Source organism: Sphingomonas sp. SP1, assembly GCF_058313395.1.
Window position 1 is genome coordinate 2303345 of record NZ_JBZFLC010000001.1, and the last position, 22755, is coordinate 2326099.

Consider the following 22755-nt stretch of genomic DNA (forward strand, 5'->3'; position numbering starts at 1 on the left):
CCGGTCGTCGGGGGTCACGTCCGCGCCAGCGCCTCGGCGGCGATCATCCGCGCGGCATAGTCCAACCCTGCCAGCCGCATGGCCGTCAGCCCGCGATAAAGCTGTGCTGCCGGCACCTGCTCAAAGCTTGGCGCCTGCAACCCGATCGCCGTCAGGAGTACGGCGGACCCGGCTTGCCGACGCTGCCCCGCCTGTTCGGCTAGGCGGGTCCATACGCTGGCACGTTCCAGCCCCAGCTCATGCCGCCGGTTCAGACGCGACGCGGTTTCCGCATCGATCCGGCCGGTCCCGGCAAGCCCGGCGACGAGCAACTTGCTGCGCTGCTTGTCGCGGCTTTCGTCGCGACCGACGAAGGCATCGATCCGGCCGAAGCTGACGTCCACCCCGGTCGCCGTCGTCCCCAGCGCCAGCATCGCCCAGGCCCGATCCGCCGGCTCATCGTCCATTTGGCCGACCGCACTCGCCCATTCGGCCGCCTGCGCGTCATACCCGCCCGCCAGCATCGAAGCGATCAGGTCGGGCGCGTCCCGCTGCAGCTCGGCATTGGGCCGGATGCGCGTCGCCGCCAGCGCCAGCAACGCCCGCGACGCTTGCCGGTCGAGTTCGTCATCGCCGTCACGCCACAGGGCGCGCATCGCATCCAGCCGCGCATCGAGGCCACGGCCGACAAACGCCGTTCGCACCCGCCAGGCATCGGTGCCGGGCAGGTCCGACGGATCGGTCGCGTCGTAGATCGACGAGTAAACGTCGACCAGCGCTACGGAAGAGAAGACGCCAAGCCCTGTCGCCAATCGCGCGGAAGGCAGCCGCTGCTCGGCCGAGAGCAATGGCGCCCTTGCCTGCCAGGCCCGAAGTCGAGGCGCTGCCGCGTTCATCAACCGGTCGGGTGGGAGCAGACCGGTCGCCGTCGCCAACCCGAAGCGCCAGGCGGTCAGTTGCTCTACCGGTTCCCATTCGACCGTCGTGGCGCGGCCGGTATTCTCGCCCGCGCCCACCACTTTGTCGGCCAGCGTCAAATCGATGCCGCCGATCCGCCCCCGTCGCCGAGCCTGCTCGATCTGCGATGCCGCGCTCGCCCCCTCGCCCTCCAGCGCCGCGCACATCGCGTCCGTCAGCGGGACGATTTTCGGCTCGACCTCACGCAGGTTCCCCCGCAGCCGGCAGAGCGCGGCCGGATCGGCACTCGCCAGCGCGCTCTGCACGCCAACCTGAGCCAGCTTGGGCGAATAGTCCGCCACGTCCGTGCCCGCGACCAGCATCGCCGCCGCGTCGGCCTCGCCCATCCGCAGCAGCAGCCAGGCACGCTCGGCCGTCCAGTCGGCCGGATTGACCATCATCGGTGCCGGCGCCCGGGCCAGCAGGGCGTTGCGCAAGGTAATGTGCAGCCAGCGCGAGGGCAGCGGAGTCGCCTGCCGCCGCATCAGTTGCGACAGGAAGCTGCCGTTGGCGCTGCCCCACGGTTCGGCCCCGAAGCCGTGCTTTACCGGATCGATCGCGCCCACCACCCGCGGATCGCGGCGGGAGCTTTCGGGAATTTCGATCGGCGGCGGTGGCGCCACCAGCAGGTCGGCTTCCGTCAGTTCGCCCTCGACGACATCGCCCCCTTCCACCGCGGGACTCGGCCGCGGGCGTGGGCGCGGAGCCTCCGACCGTGGGGTCGGTGCCTGTTGATTCGTCTCGGCCGGGGTCGGCTGCGGCGTCGCCTGCTCGTTGCCGAAGCCCGGCGGCAACAGCACTTCCTGCGCCAGCGCCGGCAGCGCGAACGCCAGCGCGCCGCCCGTCAGGAAAAGCTTAGCTCGCCTGGTCACGCTGGACGTCCACCTCGATCGGACGTTGCGGCACTTCACCAGCGCTGCGGGCGATAAGAACTACCGCGCCGATCAGCAGCACCAGTAGAACAAGAAGGATGATCGGTCCGCGCGCCGGGTGCGGCGGTCGTCTGTGGATGGCCATGGGGCGGCCTTTTGCCGAGGCGGCAAGGCCCTGTATAGCCCTCGCGTCATGTCCTCGCGCGAAGGCCCCTCCTTGCTGGACGTCCTCGACCGGCCAATCGTACTCGTCGGCTTGATGGGGGCGGGCAAGTCGACCGTTGGCCGCCGCCTGGCGCGCCGCCTCGGCCTGCCGTTCGTCGATAGCGACGCAGCGATCGAGGACGCGGCCGGCCTCCCCGCCGGCGAAGTGTTCGAACGCTACGGCGAGGCCGATTTCCGCGACGGCGAACGTCGGTTGGTCGCACGCCTGATCGACGACGGCGGCGTAGGCGTCATCGCCACCGGCGGCGGCGCCTATGTCAACGAGGCGACCCGCCAATTGCTCAACGAACGCGCCATTACCGTTTGGCTCGATGCGCCCGTCACCCTGCTGGCCGAGCGCACAGCCCGCCGGCCCGAGACGCGCCCGATGCTGAACAAGGGCGACCGCGCGCAAATCCTGTCCGGCCTGATCGAGCAGCGCGGCCCCAAATATGCCGAGGCCCACATCCGCATTCCGTCCAGCACCGGCGGGCATGGCGAAGTGGTGGAGGCCATCATCCATTCGCTCGAGGGGCATCTGGGCCTGAAATGACCATCATCGACGTCCGCGCCGGCGGCGACCACTATCCCGTCGTCGTCGGCCCTCTTGCCGCATCCGCCGAGCGTCTCCGCGCGCTTGCTCGCGGTCGAACCCTGCCCGTCGTCAGCGATGCTCGCGTCTGGGGCCTGCACGGTTCTATGCTGGCTGAACTGGTGTCGGTGGAGCCGGTTCTGGTACCAGAAGGTGAAGAAGCCAAGCGGTGGCCTAATCTGCAGGGGCTGATCACCCGCTTCGCTGACCTGAACCTGGACCGCTCAACCCCAGTGCTGGCGCTGGGCGGAGGGTCGGTCGGCGACCTGACGGGCCTCGCTGCCGGGCTGTTCAAGCGCGGCTGCCCGGTGGTGCATATCCCCACGACCCTGCTGGCCCAGGCCGACAGCGCCGTGGGCGGCAAGACGGCAATCGATGCAGAAGGCCAGAAAAACCTCGTCGGCATGTTCCACCAGCCCTCCCTGGTGCTTGCCGACCCCGCGCTGCTCGACACGCTCGACCAGCGCCAGCTCCGTGCCGGCTATGCCGAAATCGTCAAATATGGCCTGATCGACGATCCCGAATTCTTCGCATGGTGCGAAGCGAACGGTTCTGCCCTCCTTGCCGGCGATCCAGAGGCGCGTGAGCACGCCATCACCACCTGCATCCGCGCCAAGGCTCGCACGGTCGAGCATGACGTCGAGGACAAGTCCGGCACTCGCGCCCTGCTGAACCTCGGACACACCTTTGGCCATGCGATCGAATCCGCGGCGGGCCTCGGCACGATCCTCCACGGCGAAGCGGTCGCCATCGGCATGTGCCTGGCGCATGATTTCTCGGTCGAGCTCGGGTTGTGCCTCCCGGCAGGGGCCGAGCGCGTCCGCACGCATTTGGATGGGGTGAAGTTGCCGACGGCCCTTGCCCAAGCTGGCATCGACCGCGCCGCGCTTCTCCCCCTCATGGGCGCCGACAAGAAGAACGATGCCGGGAAGCTGAAGCTGGTCCTGACTCGCGGAATTGGCAGGGCGTTCCTGAGCGACGGCATCCAAACCGCTCAGCTGGCCGGCTTCCTCGAGCGCGCGCCCTAAATCTGCGTGGCCGGCTCGTCCGGTAGGCTCCGGTCGGCCGAAAAACTCCGCTCGATGCCGGAGTGCAGATCCCCGCTCTCGCTCTGCAGCTGGAGCCGCTCGCTGTCGCGCTGGCGATATTCGCGTTCAATCCGGCCCACGTCCCGCTCCGCGACGCCCAATCGGCGCAGCGCTTCGCGCCCCATCACGACCGCGCTTTCGAATAGCTCGCGCTGGATCAGCGGAATATCGAGGCCGTCGAGCGCGATCATCTGCCGCCGGTCGAATGCGCGCACCATCACCAGGGCCTGCGGAAACGCTTCCAGCACGGGCTGCAGCCTGTCGCGAGCGATCGTGCCGTCCTGACAGAACAGGATCGCCTCGGCCGTCTCCGCCCCCGCCGTGCGCAGCAGGTCGACCCGCGTTCCATCGCCGTAATAGACTTTCGTCCCGAATTCGCCGGCGAGCTCGATCTGCCGGGCCTTGATGTCGATCAGCGTGACCGGGATCCGCTTGGCCTGAAGCATTTGTGCGACCGTTTGCCCGAAGCGGCCGTATCCGACCACGATGACATTGGTTTCAGGTGAGAATTCCGGTCCCTGCAGGCCGGGGTCCGCGTCGGGCCGGCGGGCCTGCACCCGGTCGACAAGCCGCATCAGGAACGGCGTCGCCACCATGCTCAGCGTCACCACCGCACCAAACAGGCTGGCGGTTTCGGGCGCGATCAACAAAGCGCCCGTTGCCTGCGCAAACAGCACGAAACCGAACTCGCCCGCCTGGCTCAGCAGCAGTGCCAGAGTGATCGCTCGTCCCGGCGTCTGCCCGAACAATCGAGCCAAGGGATAGAGCAGCGCGGCCTTGACGACGATCACCCCGGCGGCGAGGCCGATCACCGTGAGTGGCCGCTCGGCGATCACCGTCAGGTCCAGCAGCATGCCGACCGACATGAAGAACAGGCCGAGCAGGATCGAGCGGAACGGCTCCACATCGCTTTCCAGCTCGTGACGGTAGGGCGACTCGGCCAGCATCACGCCGGCCACGAACGCCCCCAGCGCGACCGACAGGTGCAGCGCATGCATCAGCGCCGCGGCGGCGATGACGCAGAACAAGCCGGCGACCACGAACAGTTCGCGTTCCGACAACCGCCCGATCAGCCGGAACAGCGGATTGATGAGATAGCGTCCGACCAGCACGAGCCCGATGATCGCGCCGACTGTGTAGAGACCCAGCAACCAACCGCCCGGCGCGTCCGGATCGGGTACGCGCGACATGACCGCCACGATCGTGATCAGCGGGATCAGGCTTAAATCCTGGAACAACAGGATCGAAAAAGCGCGTTCACCGAACGGCGTGTTGAGCTCGCCCGACGATCTCAGCATCGGAAGCACCTGGGCGGTGGACGACAGCCCCAGCGGCAACCCCACAGCCAGGCTCGCCTCCCAGCTAAGCCCAAGCACCAGTCGGATCAGCACGGCCAGCACAACGCCGCAGAGCACCACTTGGGCGAGGCCCAGCCCGAAGATATCTTTGCGCAGCCGCCACAGTCGGCTCGGCCGAAGCTCCAGCCCCACCAGGAACAGCAGCAGCGCAATTCCGATCTCGGACACCTGCATGATGCCCTGGGCATTGCCGACCAGCCCCAGCAGTTGCGGTCCGACCAATGCGCCCGCGACGATGTAGCCGAGGGTCGCGCCGAGGCCGAGCCGCCGGAAGATCATCACGAACAGCAACGCCGCGCCCAGCATCACCGCCCCGCCGGTAAGCAGCTGGGTCATCTGAACCGATCTTGGCGAGAAACCCGCTCGTCCTGAGCGGAAGACCGAAGGTTTGCGCTTCGCTCAGGACCAGCGGGGACGAGTGCGTAATGGCATCTCACGACCCGACTTCCTCCAGCGCTGCAATCAGCGCATCGAATGGCAGCAGCATGGCGCCGTGCCGCCCGGTCTTGCTCCGCGCAGGGATTAGCACCTCAAAGCCCTTCGGAGCCGCTCCGCCGTCGCTCAACCAATCCGCCAATTGCGCTCGAGCCGCCCTCATCTCCGCCAACGAACGACCAACCGCAAATTGTTGCACCAGCGCTGCACTCGCCTGCCCGAAGGCACAGGCCTGAACTCTCTGAGCCAGCTGCTTGATCCGACCCTCGGCATCGACCGCTACCTCCGCCATTATCACGCTCCCGCAAGCCCGCGACCGCCGCTCTGCCCGGCCGTGCGGGGCGGCGAGGCTGGTCTCCAGCGGAAGCGAGGCTGCCAGGCGCAGGATGTCGGTGGTGTAGAGGGGAGCGTTCATCAGAGTGCCCCATCGCACATTCCATCATCCCCGCGAAGGCGGCGCAAGATCAGTGTCTGACACCCACGTCATCCCCGCGAAGGCGGGGATCCATCTCCCATCCACTCCTCACGCGAGCGATTCGGGAGATGGGCTCCCGCCGTCGCGGGAGTGACGGAGCTTAGGCCCGCCGCCACGTCGTCCCCTGCGGCCCGTCCTCGAGCAGAATGCCCTCGGCCTTGAGCTCGTCCCGGATGCGGTCAGCCGCAGCGAAGTCGCGCGCCTGCTTTGCCGCAGTGCGTTCGGCAATAAGAGCGTCGACCGCTCCGTCGCCCTCGCCCCGGAACCACTGATCGGTCGACTGCTCAAAAAGCCCCAGAAGCATGCCGCTTGTGCGCAAAATCCCCGGATCGTCGAGCTGACCAAGCCGTGCCACCGCCAGCGGGGTGTTGAGATCGTCGTCCAGCGCCTCGATCACTCCGGCGTCCGGCGTCGAAGCGGCCTCATCCCCGACCCGACGATACAAGCCGTCCAAAGTCGCCTTGCTCTGCGCGATCAAGCTCTCCGTCCACGGCAAGGGCGATCGGTAATGCCCGCTCAACAGCGCAAGCCGCAGCACTTCGCCACGATGCCCCTGCTCCAGCAACTCGTTGACCAGCACCGTGTTGCCCAGGCTCTTGCTCATCTTCTCCGAGCCGAAATCCACGAAGCCGTTGTGCAGCCAGTAGTTCGCCAGCGGAGCCCCGCCATGCGCGCAGCGACTTTGCGCCGCCTCGTTCTCATGATGTGGGAAGACGAGGTCGATCCCGCCCCCGTGGATGTCGATCGTCTCGCCCAGATGCGCACCGATCATCGCCGAGCACTCGATATGCCACCCCGGCCGTCCGCGTCCCCAGGGCGAGTCCCAGCCGATCACGTCCGGAGCGCTTGGCTTCCACAGTACGAAATCGCCCGGAGCCCGCTTGTAGGGCGCCACCTCGACCCGGGCCCCAGCCAGCATCGCCTCCAGATCCCGCCGCGACAGGACGCCGTAATCGGGGTCCGAGGCCACGTCGAACAGCACATGGCGTTCCGCCGCATAGGCATGGCCCTTGGCGATCAGATCACCGATCATTGCCACCATCGGTTCGATCTCGGCCGTCGCATGCGGCGCGATGTCGGGGTCCTCGACCCCCAGCGCCCGCATGTCGTCGAGATAGGCCTGCTCGAAGCGCTCGGTAATAACTTCGGGCGCGACGCCTTCATGGCGCGCCGCGTCGATGATCTTGTCATCCACGTCCGTGATGTTGCGCGCATAGACGACGCTGTCCGCGCCATACTGGTGCCGCAGCAGCCGCCGCAGCGTGTCGAACACCACCGCCGGCCGCGCATTGCCGATATGCGCGCGGCCGTACACCGTCGGCCCGCAGACATACATGGTGACCCGATTTTCGTCGGCGGGCTGGAACAGGCGCTTCTCGCGCGTGGCGGTGTCGTAAAGGCGAATCAATTCACTCTTCCGGAATGTCTGTAGGTCTCGACCCAGTCGATGATCGCCCGCCCGCTGGCATTCAGCAGTGGGAAGGTGCGGCTTTCCGTCATCCACTCCGGACGTTCCTCGTCGGGGCCATAGACCATGTCGGTGGCAAGGTTCGCCAGTAGGAAGAACAGAGTCGCGCCGACCAAACCCTTCAGCATCCCGAACCCGCCGCCAAGAAACCGGTCGACCGGCCCAAGCACCGACCGCCGGCTGACCCGGCCAGCCTTGCCCGCGACGAAGCGGACGGCGAAATAAACCGGCAGGAAGATCAGCCCGAACGCCAGTGCCGCCGCCGCCGCAGGGCCGCCGGTCCAGCTTTCCACGGCCCGGGTCACCGGCTCGTGAAACAGCTTCAGCGCGACGATCGCCCCCAGCCACGCCCCCAGCGCCAGCACCTCATGAACGAACCCGCGCACGAAGCCGACCAGCGCACCGCCGCCGAGCAGGAGGATGACGAAGATATCGAGGGCGGTCACGGGCGCCGGCGCTACCGGCCCATGATGCGTTCGACAAGCTGACGCAGTTGTCCGAACCGCGCCACCCTGATCCCTTTGGGCGATTCCACCCCGCCCGGCACCCATGCCTCCTCGAACCCCAGCTTGGCTGCTTCCTTGAGCCTGAGCGCCGTGTGCGCCACCGGCCGAACCTCACCCGACAGCGCGACTTCGCCCAGCACGACCGCTTCCGCCGGAACCGGTCGCTCGGTCAGCGCCGACACCAGTGCCGCCGCCACCGCCAGATCCGCCGCCGGATCCTGCAGCCGGTACCCGCCCGCCACGTTGAGATAGACTTCGGCTGAGGCGAAGCTCATCCCGCAGCGCGCTTCCAGCACCGCCAGCAGCATCGCCAGCCGCCCGCCGTCCCAGCCGACCGCCGACCGCCGCGGGGTCGCCCCACTTGCCAGCCGCATCACCAGGGCCTGGATTTCGACCAGCACCGGCCGCGTCCCTTCCAGCGCGGGGAAGATCGCTGTCCCGCTGACCGGATCGTCGCGCTTGGTCAGGAACAGCGCGCTCGGGTTCGGCACCTCCGCCAGCCCGGCGCCCTCCATCGCGAACACGCCGATCTCGTCCGTCCCGCCAAAGCGGTTCTTGACCGCCCGCAGGATACGATACTGGTGGCTCCGCTCCCCTTCGACGTTCAGCACCGCGTCGACCATATGTTCCAGCACGCGCGGTCCGGCGATGCTGCCGTCCTTGGTCACATGCCCGACCAGGATCAGCGCTGTGCCTCGCTCCTTGGCAAAGCGGATCAGCTCCTGCGCGCTTGCCCGCACCTGACTGACCGTCCCCGGCGCCCCCTCGATCAGGTCAGAATGCATGGTCTGCACCGAATCGATCACCAGCAGGGCCGGCGCGGGGCCGTTCCCGACGGTGGTCAGGATATCCCGAACGGAGGTCACGCTCGCCAGCTGTACCGGCGCCCCGCCAAGGCCCAGCCGGAGCGCCCGCAGCCGCACCTGATCGACCGCCTCCTCGCCCGAGATATACACCGCGCCCTTGCCGCTCGCCGCCACCCGTGCGGCGATCTGCAGCAGCAGCGTCGACTTGCCGATGCCCGGATCGCCGGCCAGCAGCATCGCGCTGCCCGGCACGATCCCGCCGCCGACCGCCCGATCGAACTCGCGCACACCACTCGGGACCCGCTCGGGCAGGGGCACATTCGTATCCAGCCCGACCAGCTCCACCGCCCGCCCGCCGGTCTGCAGGTCGTGCTTGGCGGAGAAGACGGTCACGTTGCTCGCCTCCTGAACCAGCGTGTTCCATTCCGCGCAGTCGGGGCATTGCCCCTGCCAGCGGGGCTGCACCGACCCGCAGGCCTGGCAGACGTATCGGGTTTTGAGCTTGGCCATCGGGCGCTTCGTCTAGGCCAGGCGGCACTTGGCGCGCAACGGCGCGTTCACCCCGCACCCACTCACCGGAGATCCCCCATGCCCTACGCCAAGGCCAAAGACGGCACGATGCTCTACTACAAGGATTGGGGTCGCGGCGATCCGGTCGTCCTGATGCACGGCTGGCCGCTCACCGGCGACACCTTCGATGATCTGGCGATCAAGCTGGTCGAGGCCGGCAAGCGCTGCATCATTCCCGACCGCCGCGGGTTCGGGCGCTCGGATCAGCCGTGGGACGGCTACGACTACGACACCTTCGCCGATGACGTCGCCGCCGTGCTGGAAGACGCGCGAATCCAGCAGCCGGTCGCCATCGCCGGCTTCTCCATGGGTGGGGGCGAGGTTGCGCGCTTCCTGTCCAAGCAGGGCAAGCGCCGCGTCAGCCATGCCATCCTGTTGAGCTCGGTCGTGCCCAAGGTTGCGCAAAGCGACGACTGGGAGGACGGCGTTCCGCAAAATGATCTCGACCAGCTCACCGCCCAGATGACGTCCGATCGTGCCGGCTTCATGAAAACCTTCCTGCAGCAGTTCTACGGCTGGGGTGTTCTCGCCCGCCCGGTCAGCGAAGCGGTGCTGGACGCCAGCTTCAACCAGGCAATGATGGCCGGCGCCCGCTCGACCTACGCTGCGGCACAGGCCTGGGCCACCACCGACTTCCGCCCCGACCTGGCAGCGTTCGAGGGCGTGCCAACCCTCATCATCCACGGAACCAGCGACGCCAACGTCCCGATCGACGCCACCGGCCGAAAGGCGGCGGAGGCCCTGCCCCACGCCACCTTCATCGAATATGACGGAAGCCCGCACGGCATCCTGGAAACCGACAAGGACCGTCTGGCGAAGGACATGGTCGAATTTCTCAGCCGGGACATTCGCGGCACAATGTCCGACCAGGGCCAAAGCGCAATCCCACTGACGGCACGATAACCTCGAGGAAAGGTGGGAGGGCTAGGTTCGTCCTGACCCTCCACCCTTCCAGCCGCGGCGGACGACCTCAGCTTCTGCCGCAGGACCAAGCGGTACGCCCTCCATCGTCGCGTCGATCAGTTCCATGAGCTTTACGTCCTCTCCCGCCGCCATGCGGTAGTCCGACGTCTCACCGCTCGAGCCAAACAAGGCGCGGATGCGCCACGCCTCCCCTTCGCGGCAAGCAAGGCCGGCGCTCCCTGCATCACTGAAGCTGCGGCAATAGCTGCCGTTTTTCGTCTGAAAGGTAAGACCGATCCTCGTCTGACCGGTGCCGCCCGCACTTGCCAGTTGCGTCGATAGGGCCTGTTCCAGCTTCCCCCCGGCGACTAGGGCTCCATCACTGGTTCGCACCGAACTGTCTGGTGAAAGAAGCGCGGCTCCTCCCACCAGTCCGACCGCAAGGCTGGCCGCCATCGCCGCTGCCTGGACACCCCATGACCAGCGGCGGCGCTCCCGCTGAGCTGCCAGGTCGATAATCTCGGCAGTTGGCTTAGCGGCTGCGGCCAGTTGTTTCGGTACAGGCACAGCGACCACGGCCTGAAAAGCGTGGCCAAGCCTTTTGTGCAATGCACGATGCTGCTCGGCGAGCGCGGCAAGCGCCGGGTCAGCGGCCACCCGTCGCTCCATCTCGGCACTTTCCGCAGGGCTCAGTTCTCCGTCGAGCCAAGCGTAGAAATTCGGATCGTCGCTCATCTCAACCTTCCTCGCCCAACAGCGCCAGCAACGCAGTGCGCCCGCGCACAAGGCGGCTGGAGACGGTTCCGATCGGCAGGTCCAGCAGCTCCGCCGCCTCGCGATAGCCGAACCCTTCCACCAGGATCAGCGCCACCACTTCGCGTTGCTCGTCCGGTAGCTGCCCCATCGCCGACATGACGCGCTGCAGTTCCAGGTTGCGTTCCAGTTCGTCGCGTGGATCGTGCCCGGCCAGCTCCGCTGCTTCGGGCGGCGCTTCCCAACGCGACTTGCGCGCCCTGCTGCGAGCCTCGTCTATCCAAAGGTTGCGGGCGATCCGGTACAGCCATGAATCGAGCCTGCTGCCCTCCTGCCATTGCGACCGGGACTTGAGTGCGCGTTCGACCGTCTGGGCCGCGAGATCGTCCGCGTCCGCAGGGTGCCGCGACAGCGCAAAGGCAAAGCGTCGCAGCTTTGGGAGCAGCTCGCCGAGCTGTTGTTCGAACGTTGCGGTGTTTGGCATCAATCCTCATGGGGATGAAACGACCGGGCCGCGTCGTTTCATCCTGGAGAACTGATTAGGAAAGGTAAAAATGTCCAGCCGCCCCTCCCGCCTGTTCACCACTGCCGTCGTGCTGGCGCTGCTTGCGACCGGTGCCACCGCGCAGCTCCTGCCGTCGCTGCCGGTCGGCGGCGTTACGGGACCGCTTATGCGTACGCCTGTGCTTGGTTCAATTGTCGAGCAGGTCATCCCCGCGGAGCAGCGGGCCCGCGCGATCGCGCCCACGTTGGACAGCCTTGGGGTTCCGCCTGCCGTTTCCAGTCTTCCTGCCAGCACTCTATTGGACCTGCGGCGGTTGCGCCTGGTGGAGATGGTCCGCAGTCACCCGCGCGAGCTGGAAATGGACGGCGATGGTCAGCCGATCCGCCGCGGCGTCATTGTTGCCATCGATCCCAGCGATGCCGCCCTTGCGCAGGCGGCGAAGGCGGGATTCCGCATCACCGGAAGCGAGGTCAGCGAAACCCTCGGCACCCGCGTAGTGACCCTTGCGAGCCCCCAACGCATGTCGGCGCGTGAAGCGCTGAAGCGCTTGCGCCAGGCGGCGCCGTCCATCGAGGCGGACTTCGACCATGTCTATGAGCCTGCCGGCGCGGCGTTGATGCCCCTTACCGCCGCCCTCGCAGGCAACGCGCGCCTGGGCGCGGGCCGGACGATCGCGATGATCGACGGCGGCGTGGCCGCGCACCCCAGCCTGCGCAATAGCGCGATCGAACAGCGTGCCTTCGCCGGCAATGCCAAGGCAACCGGCCACGGGACTGCAGTGGCGTCCTTGCTGGTCGGCGCACAGGGTCGATTCCGAGGCGCGGCCACGGGCGCACAGCTGTTCGTTGCCGATGTCTATGGCGGAAGCCGTGCGGCCGGCTCCGCCACCGCCATCGTGCGCGCGCTCGGCTGGGCCGCATCAAAGCGCCCGGACGTCATCAGCATCAGCCTGGTCGGCCCCTCGAACGCCCTCCTGCGGCGCGCAATTCAGATCCTCGGCGCGCGTGGCGTGCGGATGGTCGCGGCCGTCGGCAACGATGGGCCAGCGGCACCGGTCCAGTATCCGGCCGGCTACCCGCAGGTGGTTGCGGTGACCGCCGTCGATGCGCGCGATCGTGCCCTGCCCGAGGCCGGGCGCGCCGCTCGCCTCGATTTCGCGGCGCCCGGCGCCGACATGGCCGCGGCACTGCCAGGCCAAGGCTACGCCAAAGTCCGGGGCACCAGCTTCGCGACTCCTTTAGTGGCGGCGCGACTGGCCTCAGCCGGCAACGCCACCGCGCTCCTTCGGGAGGCGGTCCCCGGGCGTGGCAGGGTCGGCCGCGGCATTCTGTGCAAGCCGTGTCGGGTCGATCCCAAGACGGTCGGAGCAAAATAATTTCAGGTCCGGGATGAAGCCGTTCCCCGGCGTCGTTCTCCTCATGCTGGCTTCATGAGCCGCACGGACTTCAAGGAGAAGATCATGAAGAGTACGACCCTGATCATCGCCGCACTGGCTGCCACGACGGCCACGGCTCCTGCCTCGGCACAACTCCTCGGCAACCTTGGTGGAGCGGTCGGCGGCGTCGTCAACGGTACAGTTGGCGGTGGCGGCTCGCTCGGCGGCGTTTTGGGCGGCACTGGCAGCCTTGGCGGAACGCTGGGACGTGCGACCGGGGGCGTAACCAACAGCGTCACGGGCAGCGTTGATGGCAGCGCCAGCGCCCGCAGCAGCCGTTCGGTGGATACCCGCAACGGGTCGGCCAGCGGCGAGGTCGGCCTGGCGGGTACCGTCACCGGGGCCCTGAGCTCTGCGACCAGCGCCAGCGGCCTTGGCCAGGCTGCGAACCTCGCGGCCGCTGCATCCGGCAGTGCTTCTGGTGAGAAGAGCGCAAGCTTTGGCATCCAGGGTGTCGGCACCGATCAGCTCCGCTCGACCGCCGGCCAGCTGGCGGGCACCGCACGCGGGACTGTGGGTACGGCGCGAGGACAGCTTCAGCAGGTCCGCAGCCAGGCCACCGGCGCGCTGAATGGAGCGGCAGCGACGGCAGGCGGCCTTGGCCAGAGCCTGACCGGCAGCACCGCGGCCAACGGCAGCGCATCGGCCCAGGGCTCCGGCCAGGCAACCGTTTCGAGCAACGAAGACTAAACTCTTTCTTGTCTCCCCCCGTGGCCCGCCATTCTCCCGGCGGGCCACACCCTTTTGCAGACTTATTCCACCGTCTCTGGCAAGTCCTGACTCGGCTTACCAAGGGCATTGCAGCCGCCGCTCGCTTGCTCCTCCTATCCGCGCCCGCTAACCGCCGCCGGTGCCCCCATTGCCCAGCGCGCCTTCCTCCCCACTCGCGATCCGCGATTTCCAGCTGTTCCTGATCGCGCGTTTCTGTGCCGTGCTGGCGACCATGGGGATGGTCGTGATCCTCGGCTTCCAGGTCTACGACGTCGCCCGCACCGACTATGGCATGTCGATCCGCGACGCCTCCTTCCAGTTGGGGCTGCTGGGCGCTGTGCAGTTCGTGCCCCTGGCGCTGCTGACGCCGGTCGCCGGCTGGACGGCGGACCGGTTCGAACGGCGCACGGTGGCGCGACTGGCCAATGCGGTGGACATGGGGATCGCCCTGGCGCTCGGCTATGCCACGGTCAGCGACCAGCTGACCCTGCCGCTGCTGTTCACGCTTGGCGCGCTGCATGGCGTGGCGCGGGTCTTCACCGGTCCGTCCCTTTCCGCCATCGCCCCGAACATCGTCCCGCCCCGGCTGCTGCCCAACGCCATCGCCATGTCGTCCATCGCCTGGCAGGCCGGGACCATCCTCGGCCCGGCGATCGGCGGCTTCCTGTTCGATGCCGGGGCCGCCCTCCCCTATTGGGTCGCGGCCGGGCTGATGCTGCTCGCCATCATCGCGCTGACCCCCGTCCGCCGGGTGCAGCCGCCGCCGATCGCCGGTCACGCCCACCCGATCCGCCAGATGGCGGACGGGCTGACCTACGTCCGGGGTCACCGGTTCCTGCTCGGCGCGGTCACGCTCGATCTGTTTGCGGTGTTGCTGGGCGGCGCGACTGCCATGCTGCCGGTCTTCGCCCGCGACATCCTCGAGGTCGGGACGGAGGGCCTCGGCCTGCTCCGCGCCGCCCCGGCGGTCGGGGCATCGATCGTCGCCCTGTGGTTCGCCGTCAGGCCCTTGCGTAACAATGTCGGGGTCAAGATGCTGGTCGCGGTCGGCGTATTCGGGCTGATGACCATGGTCTTCGGCTGGTCCCGCTCGCTGCCACTGTCGATTGCAGCGCTGACGTTGCTGGGCGCGGCGGACATGCTGTCGGTCTATGTCCGCTCCAGCCTGGTCCAGCTCCACACCCCCGACCGGATGCGCGGCCGCGTGTCGGCCGTTTCGGGGCTCGCCATCTCCGCCTCCAACGAATTGGGCGAACTTCGCGCCGGAACGGCCGCCGCGCTGGTCGGGCCGGTGGCCGCAGTGGTTATTGGCGGGGGCCTGGCGGTGGTAGTCGCGGCCGCATGGACCTATCTATTCCCCGAACTCCGGCGGGCCCGAACCTTCGACCCGCCACCCGAAATGCTCCCCCAGGCCCTCGAAGAGGAGAAACCCGCATGAAGGCCGACACTGTTCTCGATACCATCGGCAATACGCCGCACATCCGGATCCAGCGCCTGTTCGGCGACCGCGCCGAGGTCTGGATCAAGTCCGAGCGCGCCAACCCGGGCGGCTCGATCAAGGACCGCATCGCGCTGTCGATGATCGAGGAGGCGGAACGGTCGGGCAAGCTCAGGCCCGGCGGCGTGATCGTCGAGCCGACCAGCGGCAACACCGGCGTTGGCCTGGCGATGGTCGCCGCCGTGAAGGGCTACAAGCTCGTCCTGGTCATGCCCGAAAGCATGAGCCTTGAGCGCCGCCGCCTGATGCTGGCCTATGGCGCGACCTTCGACCTTACCCCGCGCGAAAAGGGCATGAAGGGAGCCATCGCCCGGGCCGAGGAGATCGTCGCCGAAACGCCGAACAGCTGGATGCCGCAGCAGTTCGACAATCCGGCCAATATCCAGGTCCACCTCGAAACCACCGCTCGTGAGATCATCGCCGACTTCGGCGACGACGACCGCGGGTTCGATGCGCTGATTACCGGAGTCGGCACCGGCGGCCACATCACCGCCGTCGCCCGGGTGCTCAAGGAACGCTGGCCGAATCTCAAAGCCTTCGCTGTCGAACCGACGCTGTCGCCCGTGATTTCCGGCGGCCAACCGGCGCCGCATCCGATCCAGGGCATCGGCGCCGGCTTCATCCCGGTGAACCTCGACACTTCGGTGCTCGACGGGACGATCCAAGTCGATCCTGCGGACGCCAAGGAAATGGCGCGTCGCTCCGCCAGCGAGGAAGGCCTGCTGGTCGGGATTTCCTCGGGCGCGACGCTGGCCGCAATTCAGCAGAAACTTCCCGAACTTGGTGAACGGCCGCGGGTGCTGGGGTTCAATTACGATACGGGCGAACGCTACCTCTCGGTACCGGACTTCCTTCCCGAACAGGGTTAACGCCTGATCAAGCACGACACTTAGCGGATGCGTTAATGCTTGCGCCCTATGGTCCCCGCACACCGAAGTGGGGACCTATGCGGCGTACTCGTCTGGGCGTTGGAATCGAAGAGCGGCACAGCCTGCCTCGCGCAACGGTGCGAGAGGCATTGCTGTTCGACGTGTCCCTGCCCGACAACGACGACGATACCTCGCTTGCCCTGCGGCGCCTGACCATGTTCTCGTTCGCGCCGATGCTGCTGGCGGCGACCCACGCGGTGGTCGGCATGACCCTCCTCATTCAGGGGGTCGGTTCGTCGAGCTGGAACGCGATTTTCACGGCCGTTCTGCCGCTGTTGCTGGCAATGGTGCTGGACGCATGCGCCGGCGTACTGCTCGCCACCCACCGGAAACTCGGTTTTGCACCGCATCACGTCGCGCGCCTGCTGATCGGCTACCTCGGCGCCTCCGGCGTGCTGTGGATGCTGTTCGCCAACGGTGCGCATGGCTTCACCGGTATCGACCATGCCAGCTTCCTCCCGCTGGTCCTGGGGGCCGGCGTCAGCATGCGCAGCCTGACTTCGGTCGGCTCCCCGCCGCTGGCAGTCACCAACGCCCTTGCCGGAACCATCGGAGCGGCGCTGTTCTCCGGCGACGACGTGGTTACGGCCACGATCGCCTGCTTGTCTCTGCTGACCGTCGCCTACAGCATCGCCATCACACGCAACATGCTGTCAAGCTCACGCCGGCGGCTGCAACTCGACTACCTTGCGAAGAAAGCGCTCAACTTCGTAGCGGAGTTCGAGGCTTCCGGGCGTGGCTGGTTCTGGGAAACCAATCATGCCGGCACCCTGTCCTATGTCAGCCAGCAGCTGGCCGACGACTTCAAGACAACTCCGGAAGCGCTGCTGGGCCGGCAGTTCACCGACCTTCTCTCCGTCGACAGCGCCCAAGGCGACAGCATGCGCGAAGAGCGCACGCTCGGCTTCCACCTGTCCGCCCGCTTTCCCTTTTCGGACGTGGTGGTCCGGCCGGCCAGCGACGAGGACGTCCATTGGTCCTTGTCGGGCAATCCCCTGTTCGACGAGAACGGCCGTTTCCTGGGTTTCCGCGGTATCGGCACCGACTTGACCGAGCAGCGACGCTCCGAACAGGAGATCAGCCGCCTCGCCCGCTTTGATTCCCTGACCAGCCTTCCGAACCGCGCAATGATGCGTCAGACCCTCGACGAAGCGCTGCGCAACGCCGCTCGCCGTCAAAAGGGCTGCAGCCTGTTCCTCATCGATCTCGATCGGTTCAAGAACGTCAACGACACGCTCGGTCACCCGGTCGGCGACGCTTTGCTGAAACAGGTGGCGCAGCGGCTGACGGCGGTAATGGGTGAGCAGGGCCAGATCGGCCGGCTGGGCGGCGACGAATTCAAGGCCGTCCTTCCCGGCACGGTCGACATCGGGCTACTGGAATCGATCGCCAAGACCCTGATCAGCAGCGTGTCGCAACCCTATGAGATCGAAGGTCACCGCATCTCGATCGGCGCTTCGGTCGGAATCGCGATCGGCGATCCGGGCCGGGCTTGCGCGGATAGCCTGATCCGCAATGCCGACCTTGCCCTCTATGCGGCAAAGGCGGCCGGCCGCGGCAAGCATTGCTTCTACGAAGCGGCAATGCATTCCGAAGCAAGCGATCGGCAATTGCTGGAGAACGACTTGCGGCAGGTGCTTGAGCGGGAGGAGTTGGCCGTCAAGTTCCAGCCGATCGTGCGCACCGCTGGCGAGGAGATTGCGGGCTTCGAAGCGCTGGTCCGCTGGCAGCACCCTGTCCGCGGCCCGATCTCGCCTGACAAATTCATTCCGCTTGCCGAAGAATGCGGCATGATCGGCAAGATCGGCGAATGGGTGCTCAACCAGTCGCTTGCGGAGGCGGCTCGCTGGCCGGACCATGTCCGGGTCGCGGTCAATCTGTCGCCTATCCAGTTCAACGATCCAAGCATCGTCGACACGATCGAGCGTGCCTTGGCCAAAAGCGGGATCAACCCAAGTCGGCTTGAGCTGGAGATCACCGAAGGCGTGTTCCTGGCCGATAGCGACGCGACCGACGGCACTTTCGCGCGGCTGAAGAAGCTGGGCGTCCGGCTGGCCCTCGACGATTTCGGAACAGGCTATTCCTCGCTCGGCTATCTGAAGAAGGCGCCGTTCGACAAGATCAAGATCGACCAGAGCTTTGTTCGCGGCGCGGCCTCCGTGTCGAACCGGAACGCGGCGATCATTCGCGCAATCGTCACGCTCGCCGATAGTCTGCAGATGGACACGGTCGCCGAGGGTGTTGAAACCCATGACGACCTGGCGCTGATCCGAGAGCTCGGAGTAAGCCAGGTGCAGGGCTATATCTTCGGCAAGCCGGCCTCCAGCGAACAGGCGCTGGAGCTGGCCACGTCGCAATCGGTCGAGGCCGACGGTCATCAGTGCACCCGTGAACCCCGGCAACGGTTGATGCGGCGTGCATTGATCGCCATCGCCGGCGAGGTTCAGGAGGTCCGGCTGCGCAACATCTCGGTCATGGGCACGCTGGTCGAGTGTCCCGAACCGGTCGCGCCCGGGACCCGCCTTACGCTCGACATCGTGGGTGTTGGCCCCGTGATCGGGACCGTGCGCTGGGCACAGTCCGGTCGATTCGGGCTGAACTTCGACGAGCAATTCGACCTTGGCCGGCTCGCCATCAGGCGGGAGCGGGCCAACGAGGTCACGATGCTCAGGCCCTGGTACATGGACCGGGCCGCCCAGGCTTGAGCCGCCCGGATACCGATCAGAAGGCTTCGACCGGGATCGCCATCAGCGTCTCCGCCCCAGCTTCGACCTGGGAGCGCAGGGCCGGGCTCTTCACCAGTTCCCGCGCTGCATAAAATCGGGCCGTCGCCAGCTTGGCGTCGTGGAAGGCCCTGTCCTCGCCCGGCTGGTCGGCAAGGCGAGCGCTGACCGCGGCCATCTTCAGCCACATCCAGCCCAGCGTCACGACACCCATCAGGTTCATGTAGGCATAAGCGCCGGCGCCTGCGTTGTTCGGGTCGGCCATGCCGTGCTGCGCCAGCCACATGGTCGCGGCCTGAAGATCGCCAAGTGCCTTTTCCAGCGGCGCCGCGACGCCGGCCGGATCACCCGCCGCACGCGCTTCCGCAATCTCGGCTGCCACGACTTCGAAGAAGGTCCGGACGCCGCGACCGCCGTCCTTCGCCAGCTTGCGACCGACCAGGTCCATCGCCTGGACGCCGTTGGTGCCTTCGTAGATCTGGGCGATCCGGGCATCGCGCACGAATTGCTCCATGCCCCATTCACGGACATAGCCGTGCCCGCCGAACACCTGCTGCATGTTGACCGCGGCCTCGAAGCCCTTGTCCGTCAGATAGCCCTTGATGACCGGGGTCAGCAGGCTGATGAGGTCGTCGGCCTTCTGCCGTTCCTCCTCGGTCGCGCCCTTGTGGCTGAGATCGACCTGGAGCGAGCCCCATAGCACCAGCGCGCGCGCCGCCTCGTTGAACGCCTTTGCCTCGAGCAGCATCCGGCGCACGTCCGGGTGAACGAACAGCGTGTCCGCCTTTGCATTCGGGTCGCGCTCCTCGGGCTTGAGCGCGCGGCCCTGCCGGCGGTCCTTCGCGTAGGCGACGGCATTCTGATAGGCGACCTCGCCCTGTGCCAGACCCTGCAGGCCCACGCCGAGCCGCGCAGCATTCATCATGATGAACATGGCGGCCAGACCCTTTTCCGGCTCACCGATCAGGTAACCCGTCGCGCCGTCATAGTTCATGACGCACGTCGAATTGCCGTGGATCCCCATCTTGTGCTCGATCGAACCGCACGACAGGCTGTTGCGCTCACCCACGGAGCCGTCGTCGTTGACGAGGAATTTGGGCACGATGAAGAGCGAGATGCCCTTCACATTGTCCGGGGCGCCCGTGATCTTGGCCAGCACCAGATGGATGATGTTGTCGGACATGTCATGTTCGCCCGACGAGATGAAGATCTTGGTCCCGCTGATCTTGTAGCTGCCGTCGGCCTGCGGCTCGGCCCGGGTCTTGAGCAGGCCAAGGTCGGTACCGCAATGCGGTTCGGTCAGGTTCATGGTGCCGGTCCAGGTACCGCTCACCATCTTGGGGAGATAGGTCGACTTCTGCTCGTCCGAGCCCTTCACCAAGATCGCGGCGATCGCGCCGGCGGTGAGGCCATGATACATCTCGAAGCTCTGGTTCGCGGACAGCACATATTCGCTCATCGCGGTCGCCAGCACATGCGGCAGCCCCTGCCCGCCATATTCGGTCGGCGCGGCGAGGCTGGTGAACCCAAGCTCACAAAATTGCTTGTAGGCGTCCTTGAAGCCCTTGGGCGTGGTCACGCTGCCATCGGCATGGCGGGTGCAACCTTCCTCGTCCCCGACCCGATTGAGTGGCGCGAGCACGTCTTGGGTAAAGCGCGCGCCCTCCTCCAGGATCGCCTCGACCAGATCCGGAGTTGCGTCGGCAAATCCGGGGAGATTGCCGTAATTGCCGACCTCGACGATATGATCGAGAACGTAGCGCGTGTCGCGGACGGGAGCGGTGTAGACGGGCATGCGAAGCGTCTCCAGCTTGGTCGGTTGATGTCGGCTCTAGGTGGGCAACCCCACCGTAATCAACAAAAATGTCAGCAAAGCGGATCCCCGGCGACATCGGTCACCGGTTCTGGCGCAGGTGTGCGGGTAAATTCCTTGCCGGCAAAGCTGGCCGTTGGACCACAATAATAGGCACAGGCCTCACTCACCTCGCCCAAGGTCAGGCGGTCGCCTTGCACCGTAGCCTCAATCCGGCAGGTCTGGTCACCTGTTGGAATGATGGCAAATCGTGAACCCGAACGCTCCGCGGTGCCGGAAACGGTGCAGTTCGCATCGCCATTCCCGTAAACGATAAGGCCGGCGCCGCCGCCTTGTGACAGGCAGAGGCGATCCCGTGCCCCCGTGGCATAGGTGGCGTTCGCAGTCACTGCTTCTGCCGCAGCGACGCCCGCCGACCCACCCGTGTTGGTCCGGTTTTGTTGGTCGGCCTCCGATCCGCCACAGGCAGCCAGAAGCAGGGTCAAAATCGCTGCGGATCGACCTAGAGGCGACAAAGGTAACACCTACGCGGGCTCGAAATGCGGGTGCCGGTGAGCGCGAGCCGGATAGGAGCAAGCGGGTTCGACGGAATAAGCACCAGCGGCAGATGGCAAGCCCGATGCTATTCAGCAAGCTTAAAGGCCTGTTCATGGGGCCCGCGACAAAGCGTCCGCCTTCCCCTATAGGCGACCTTCTCCAACCGGCAGGCGGCGGGCAATCATGCTGACGACCAATCCCTTCGACGACGACAAGCTACGCGAGGAGTGCGGCGTGTTCGGCATCTGGAACGCCGATGTGGCGGCCAGCTTCGTCGCGCTTGGGCTTCATGCCCTGCAGCACCGAGGCCAGGAAGCCGCCGGTGTCACGAGCATGGATGCGACCGGCTTTCACTCGCATCGTGCGCAGGGCCATGTGGCGGGTAATTTCGACAGGGACGAAGTGATCCGCGCCCTCCCCGGCCGGACCGCCATCGGGCATGTGCGTTACTCGACGACCGGATCTTCGGCGCTGCGCAACGTCCAGCCGCTGTTCGCCGAACTCGCGGAAGGCGGCTTCGCCGTCGCGCACAACGGCAACCTGTCCAACGCGATGAAGCTTCGCCGCACGCTGAACCGCCGCGGATCGATCTTCCAGTCCACCAGCGACACCGAGGTCATCATTCATCTTGTGGCGACATCCCACCACACACAGCTGCTCGACAAGATTGTCGATGCGCTGGGCCAGGTGGAGGGCGCGTATTCGCTGCTGATGCTGACCGAAGCAGGCCTGATTGCCTGTCGCGATCCGCTCGGCATTCGGCCCCTCGTGATGGGCCGCATCGGCGACTCGATCATCTTCGCGTCCGAAACCGTGGCGCTGGACGTCATCGGCGCACGCTATGAGCGGGAGGTCGGCCCGGGCGAGATGCTGCTGGTCAACGACCAGGGCATCCGCAGCTTCCGCCCCTTCGCAGCGGCTTCCCCGCGACCCTGCATTTTCGAACATGTGTATTTCAGCCGTCCGGACAGCGTGGTCGACGGCATTTCGGTCTACGAGAGCCGCAAGAATATCGGGGCCGAACTGGCCCGCGAAGCGCCGGTCGAGGCCGACATCGTCGTGCCGGTACCGGACAGCGGCGTTCCAGCAGCGATCGGCTACAGCCAGGCCAGCGGTCAGCCCTTCGAGCTGGGCATCATCCGCTCGCACTACGTCGGACGGACATTCATTCAGCCGAACCAGGAAGTGCGGCACCTGGGCGTCAAGCTGAAGCACAACGCCAACTCGGCCCTGATCAAGGGCAAGCGGGTCGTGCTGATCGACGATTCGATCGTGCGCGGGACGACCAGTCTCAAAATCATGCAGATGATGCGCGATGCCGGCGCGGCGGAGGTCCATATGCGGATCGCCTCGCCGCCGACGCGGCACAGTTGCTTTTATGGCGTCGACACGCCCGAACGGGCGAAGCTGCTCGCAGCCCAGATGGATGTCGAGGCAATGGCCAAGTACATCAACGCGGACTCCCTCGCCTTCATCTCGATCGACGGACTTTATCGGGCGTTGGGCGACACACGGAACGCGGAAACTCCGCAGCGCTGCGATGCCTGCTTCACCGGCGATTACCCGACGCGCCTGACCGACCTGACCGAGAAGGAAACGGGCAAGGCGGGGCTGCAGCTGGTGGCATCACGCTGATCC

Annotated in this window: 20 protein-coding genes; 9 read left to right on the forward strand and 11 right to left on the reverse strand. The window is 66.6% G+C overall.

Annotation, left to right across the window (positions count from 1 at the left end; genetic code table 11):
* Positions 1 to 14: 14 nt before the first annotated feature.
* A complete protein-coding gene (locus AC4GYS_RS11675) occupies positions 15 to 1808 on the reverse strand; it encodes a hypothetical protein (RefSeq protein WP_491109245.1) in 1794 nt (597 codons plus the stop codon).
* Entirely contained in the window at positions 1792 to 1953 is a 162-nt protein-coding gene (locus AC4GYS_RS11680; protein WP_491109246.1) for a hypothetical protein, read from the reverse strand. Before AC4GYS_RS11680 ends, AC4GYS_RS11675 begins: the two co-directional genes overlap by 17 nt.
* A 48-nt stretch (positions 1954 to 2001) precedes the next feature.
* On the opposite strand from AC4GYS_RS11680, the gene AC4GYS_RS11685 reads away from it, so the two are divergent.
* Entirely contained in the window at positions 2002 to 2565 is a 564-nt protein-coding gene (locus AC4GYS_RS11685) for a shikimate kinase (protein WP_491109247.1), read from the forward strand.
* Positions 2562 to 3632 (forward strand): 3-dehydroquinate synthase family protein, encoded by a 1071-nt coding sequence (locus AC4GYS_RS11690; protein ID WP_491109248.1) that lies wholly within the window; start codon positions 2562 to 2564, stop codon positions 3630 to 3632. Before AC4GYS_RS11685 ends, AC4GYS_RS11690 begins: the two co-directional genes overlap by 4 nt.
* Here the strand turns inward: AC4GYS_RS11690 and AC4GYS_RS11695 are convergent.
* The 5 genes from AC4GYS_RS11695 to radA form a co-directional block, all read right to left on the reverse strand.
* Entirely contained in the window at positions 3629 to 5386 is a 1758-nt protein-coding gene (locus tag AC4GYS_RS11695; RefSeq protein ID WP_491109249.1) for a monovalent cation:proton antiporter-2 (CPA2) family protein, read from the reverse strand. The two genes, AC4GYS_RS11690 and AC4GYS_RS11695, sit on opposite strands and share 4 nt — an antisense overlap.
* 97 nt (positions 5387 to 5483) lie before the next feature.
* Positions 5484 to 5900, reverse strand: coding sequence for an iron-sulfur cluster assembly scaffold protein (locus tag AC4GYS_RS11700; protein WP_491109250.1), 417 nt, complete (start codon positions 5898 to 5900; stop codon positions 5484 to 5486).
* Positions 5901 to 6060: 160 nt separating this feature from the next.
* Positions 6061 to 7368, reverse strand: coding sequence for a cysteine--tRNA ligase (gene cysS, locus AC4GYS_RS11705; RefSeq protein ID WP_491109251.1), 1308 nt, complete (start codon positions 7366 to 7368; stop codon positions 6061 to 6063).
* Complete coding sequence (locus AC4GYS_RS11710; protein WP_491109252.1) at positions 7365 to 7874, reverse strand: CvpA family protein; 510 nt, start codon at positions 7872 to 7874, stop codon at positions 7365 to 7367. Before AC4GYS_RS11710 ends, cysS begins: the two co-directional genes overlap by 4 nt.
* 11 nt (positions 7875 to 7885) lie before the next feature.
* Entirely contained in the window at positions 7886 to 9250 is a 1365-nt protein-coding gene (gene radA, locus AC4GYS_RS11715) for a DNA repair protein RadA (protein WP_491109253.1), read from the reverse strand.
* A 78-nt stretch (positions 9251 to 9328) separates the two neighbouring features.
* Here radA and AC4GYS_RS11720 point away from each other — a divergent pair, with 78 nt between their 5' ends.
* On the forward strand, positions 9329 to 10213 hold the full coding sequence (locus tag AC4GYS_RS11720; protein WP_491109254.1) for an alpha/beta fold hydrolase: 885 nt from the start codon (positions 9329 to 9331) through the stop codon (positions 10211 to 10213).
* A gap of 21 nt (positions 10214 to 10234) precedes the next feature.
* Here the strand turns inward: AC4GYS_RS11720 and AC4GYS_RS11725 are convergent, their stop codons facing one another.
* Together AC4GYS_RS11725 and AC4GYS_RS11730 are read right to left on the reverse strand one after the other, a co-directional pair.
* On the reverse strand, positions 10235 to 10948 hold the full coding sequence (locus AC4GYS_RS11725; protein ID WP_491109255.1) for an anti-sigma factor family protein: 714 nt from the start codon (positions 10946 to 10948) through the stop codon (positions 10235 to 10237).
* A gap of 1 nt (position 10949) precedes the next feature.
* A complete protein-coding gene (locus AC4GYS_RS11730; RefSeq protein ID WP_491109256.1) occupies positions 10950 to 11450 on the reverse strand; it encodes an RNA polymerase sigma factor in 501 nt (166 codons plus the stop codon).
* Positions 11451 to 11520: 70 nt separating this feature from the next.
* Between AC4GYS_RS11730 and AC4GYS_RS11735 the strand changes: the two genes are divergently transcribed.
* The 5 genes from AC4GYS_RS11735 (at position 11521) to AC4GYS_RS11755 (ending at position 18749) form a co-directional block, all read left to right on the forward strand.
* The gene (locus AC4GYS_RS11735; RefSeq protein WP_491109257.1) at positions 11521 to 12846 is read left to right on the forward strand and encodes a S8 family serine peptidase; all 1326 of its coding nucleotides are present in this window, start codon (positions 11521 to 11523) and stop codon (positions 12844 to 12846) included.
* An 84-nt stretch (positions 12847 to 12930) separates the two neighbouring features.
* Positions 12931 to 13596 carry a hypothetical protein gene (locus tag AC4GYS_RS11740; RefSeq protein ID WP_491109258.1) on the forward strand — a complete coding sequence of 222 codons (666 nt, stop codon included), beginning with the start codon at positions 12931 to 12933 and terminating at the stop codon, positions 13594 to 13596.
* A gap of 160 nt (positions 13597 to 13756) precedes the next feature.
* Positions 13757 to 15055 carry an MFS transporter gene (locus tag AC4GYS_RS11745; protein ID WP_491109259.1) on the forward strand — a complete coding sequence of 433 codons (1299 nt, stop codon included), beginning with the start codon at positions 13757 to 13759 and terminating at the stop codon, positions 15053 to 15055.
* Positions 15052 to 15984, forward strand: a complete 933-nt coding sequence (cysK, locus tag AC4GYS_RS11750) for a cysteine synthase A (RefSeq protein WP_491109260.1) — start codon at positions 15052 to 15054, stop codon at positions 15982 to 15984. Before AC4GYS_RS11745 ends, cysK begins: the two co-directional genes overlap by 4 nt.
* Positions 15985 to 16061: 77 nt before the next feature.
* Entirely contained in the window at positions 16062 to 18749 is a 2688-nt protein-coding gene (locus AC4GYS_RS11755) for a putative bifunctional diguanylate cyclase/phosphodiesterase (RefSeq protein ID WP_491109261.1), read from the forward strand.
* A gap of 16 nt (positions 18750 to 18765) precedes the next feature.
* Here the strand turns inward: AC4GYS_RS11755 and AC4GYS_RS11760 are convergent, their stop codons facing one another.
* Entirely contained in the window at positions 18766 to 20562 is a 1797-nt protein-coding gene (locus tag AC4GYS_RS11760; RefSeq protein WP_491109262.1) for an acyl-CoA dehydrogenase C-terminal domain-containing protein, read from the reverse strand.
* Positions 20563 to 20633: 71 nt separating this feature from the next.
* A complete protein-coding gene (locus AC4GYS_RS11765; protein WP_491109263.1) occupies positions 20634 to 21065 on the reverse strand; it encodes a hypothetical protein in 432 nt (143 codons plus the stop codon).
* A gap of 235 nt (positions 21066 to 21300) precedes the next feature.
* Between AC4GYS_RS11765 and purF the strand changes: the two genes are divergently transcribed.
* Positions 21301 to 22752: an amidophosphoribosyltransferase gene (gene purF / locus AC4GYS_RS11770; RefSeq protein ID WP_491109264.1), complete on the forward strand. Its 1452-nt coding sequence runs from the start codon at positions 21301 to 21303 to the stop codon at positions 22750 to 22752.
* The last annotated feature ends 3 nt before the right edge of the window (positions 22753 to 22755 follow it).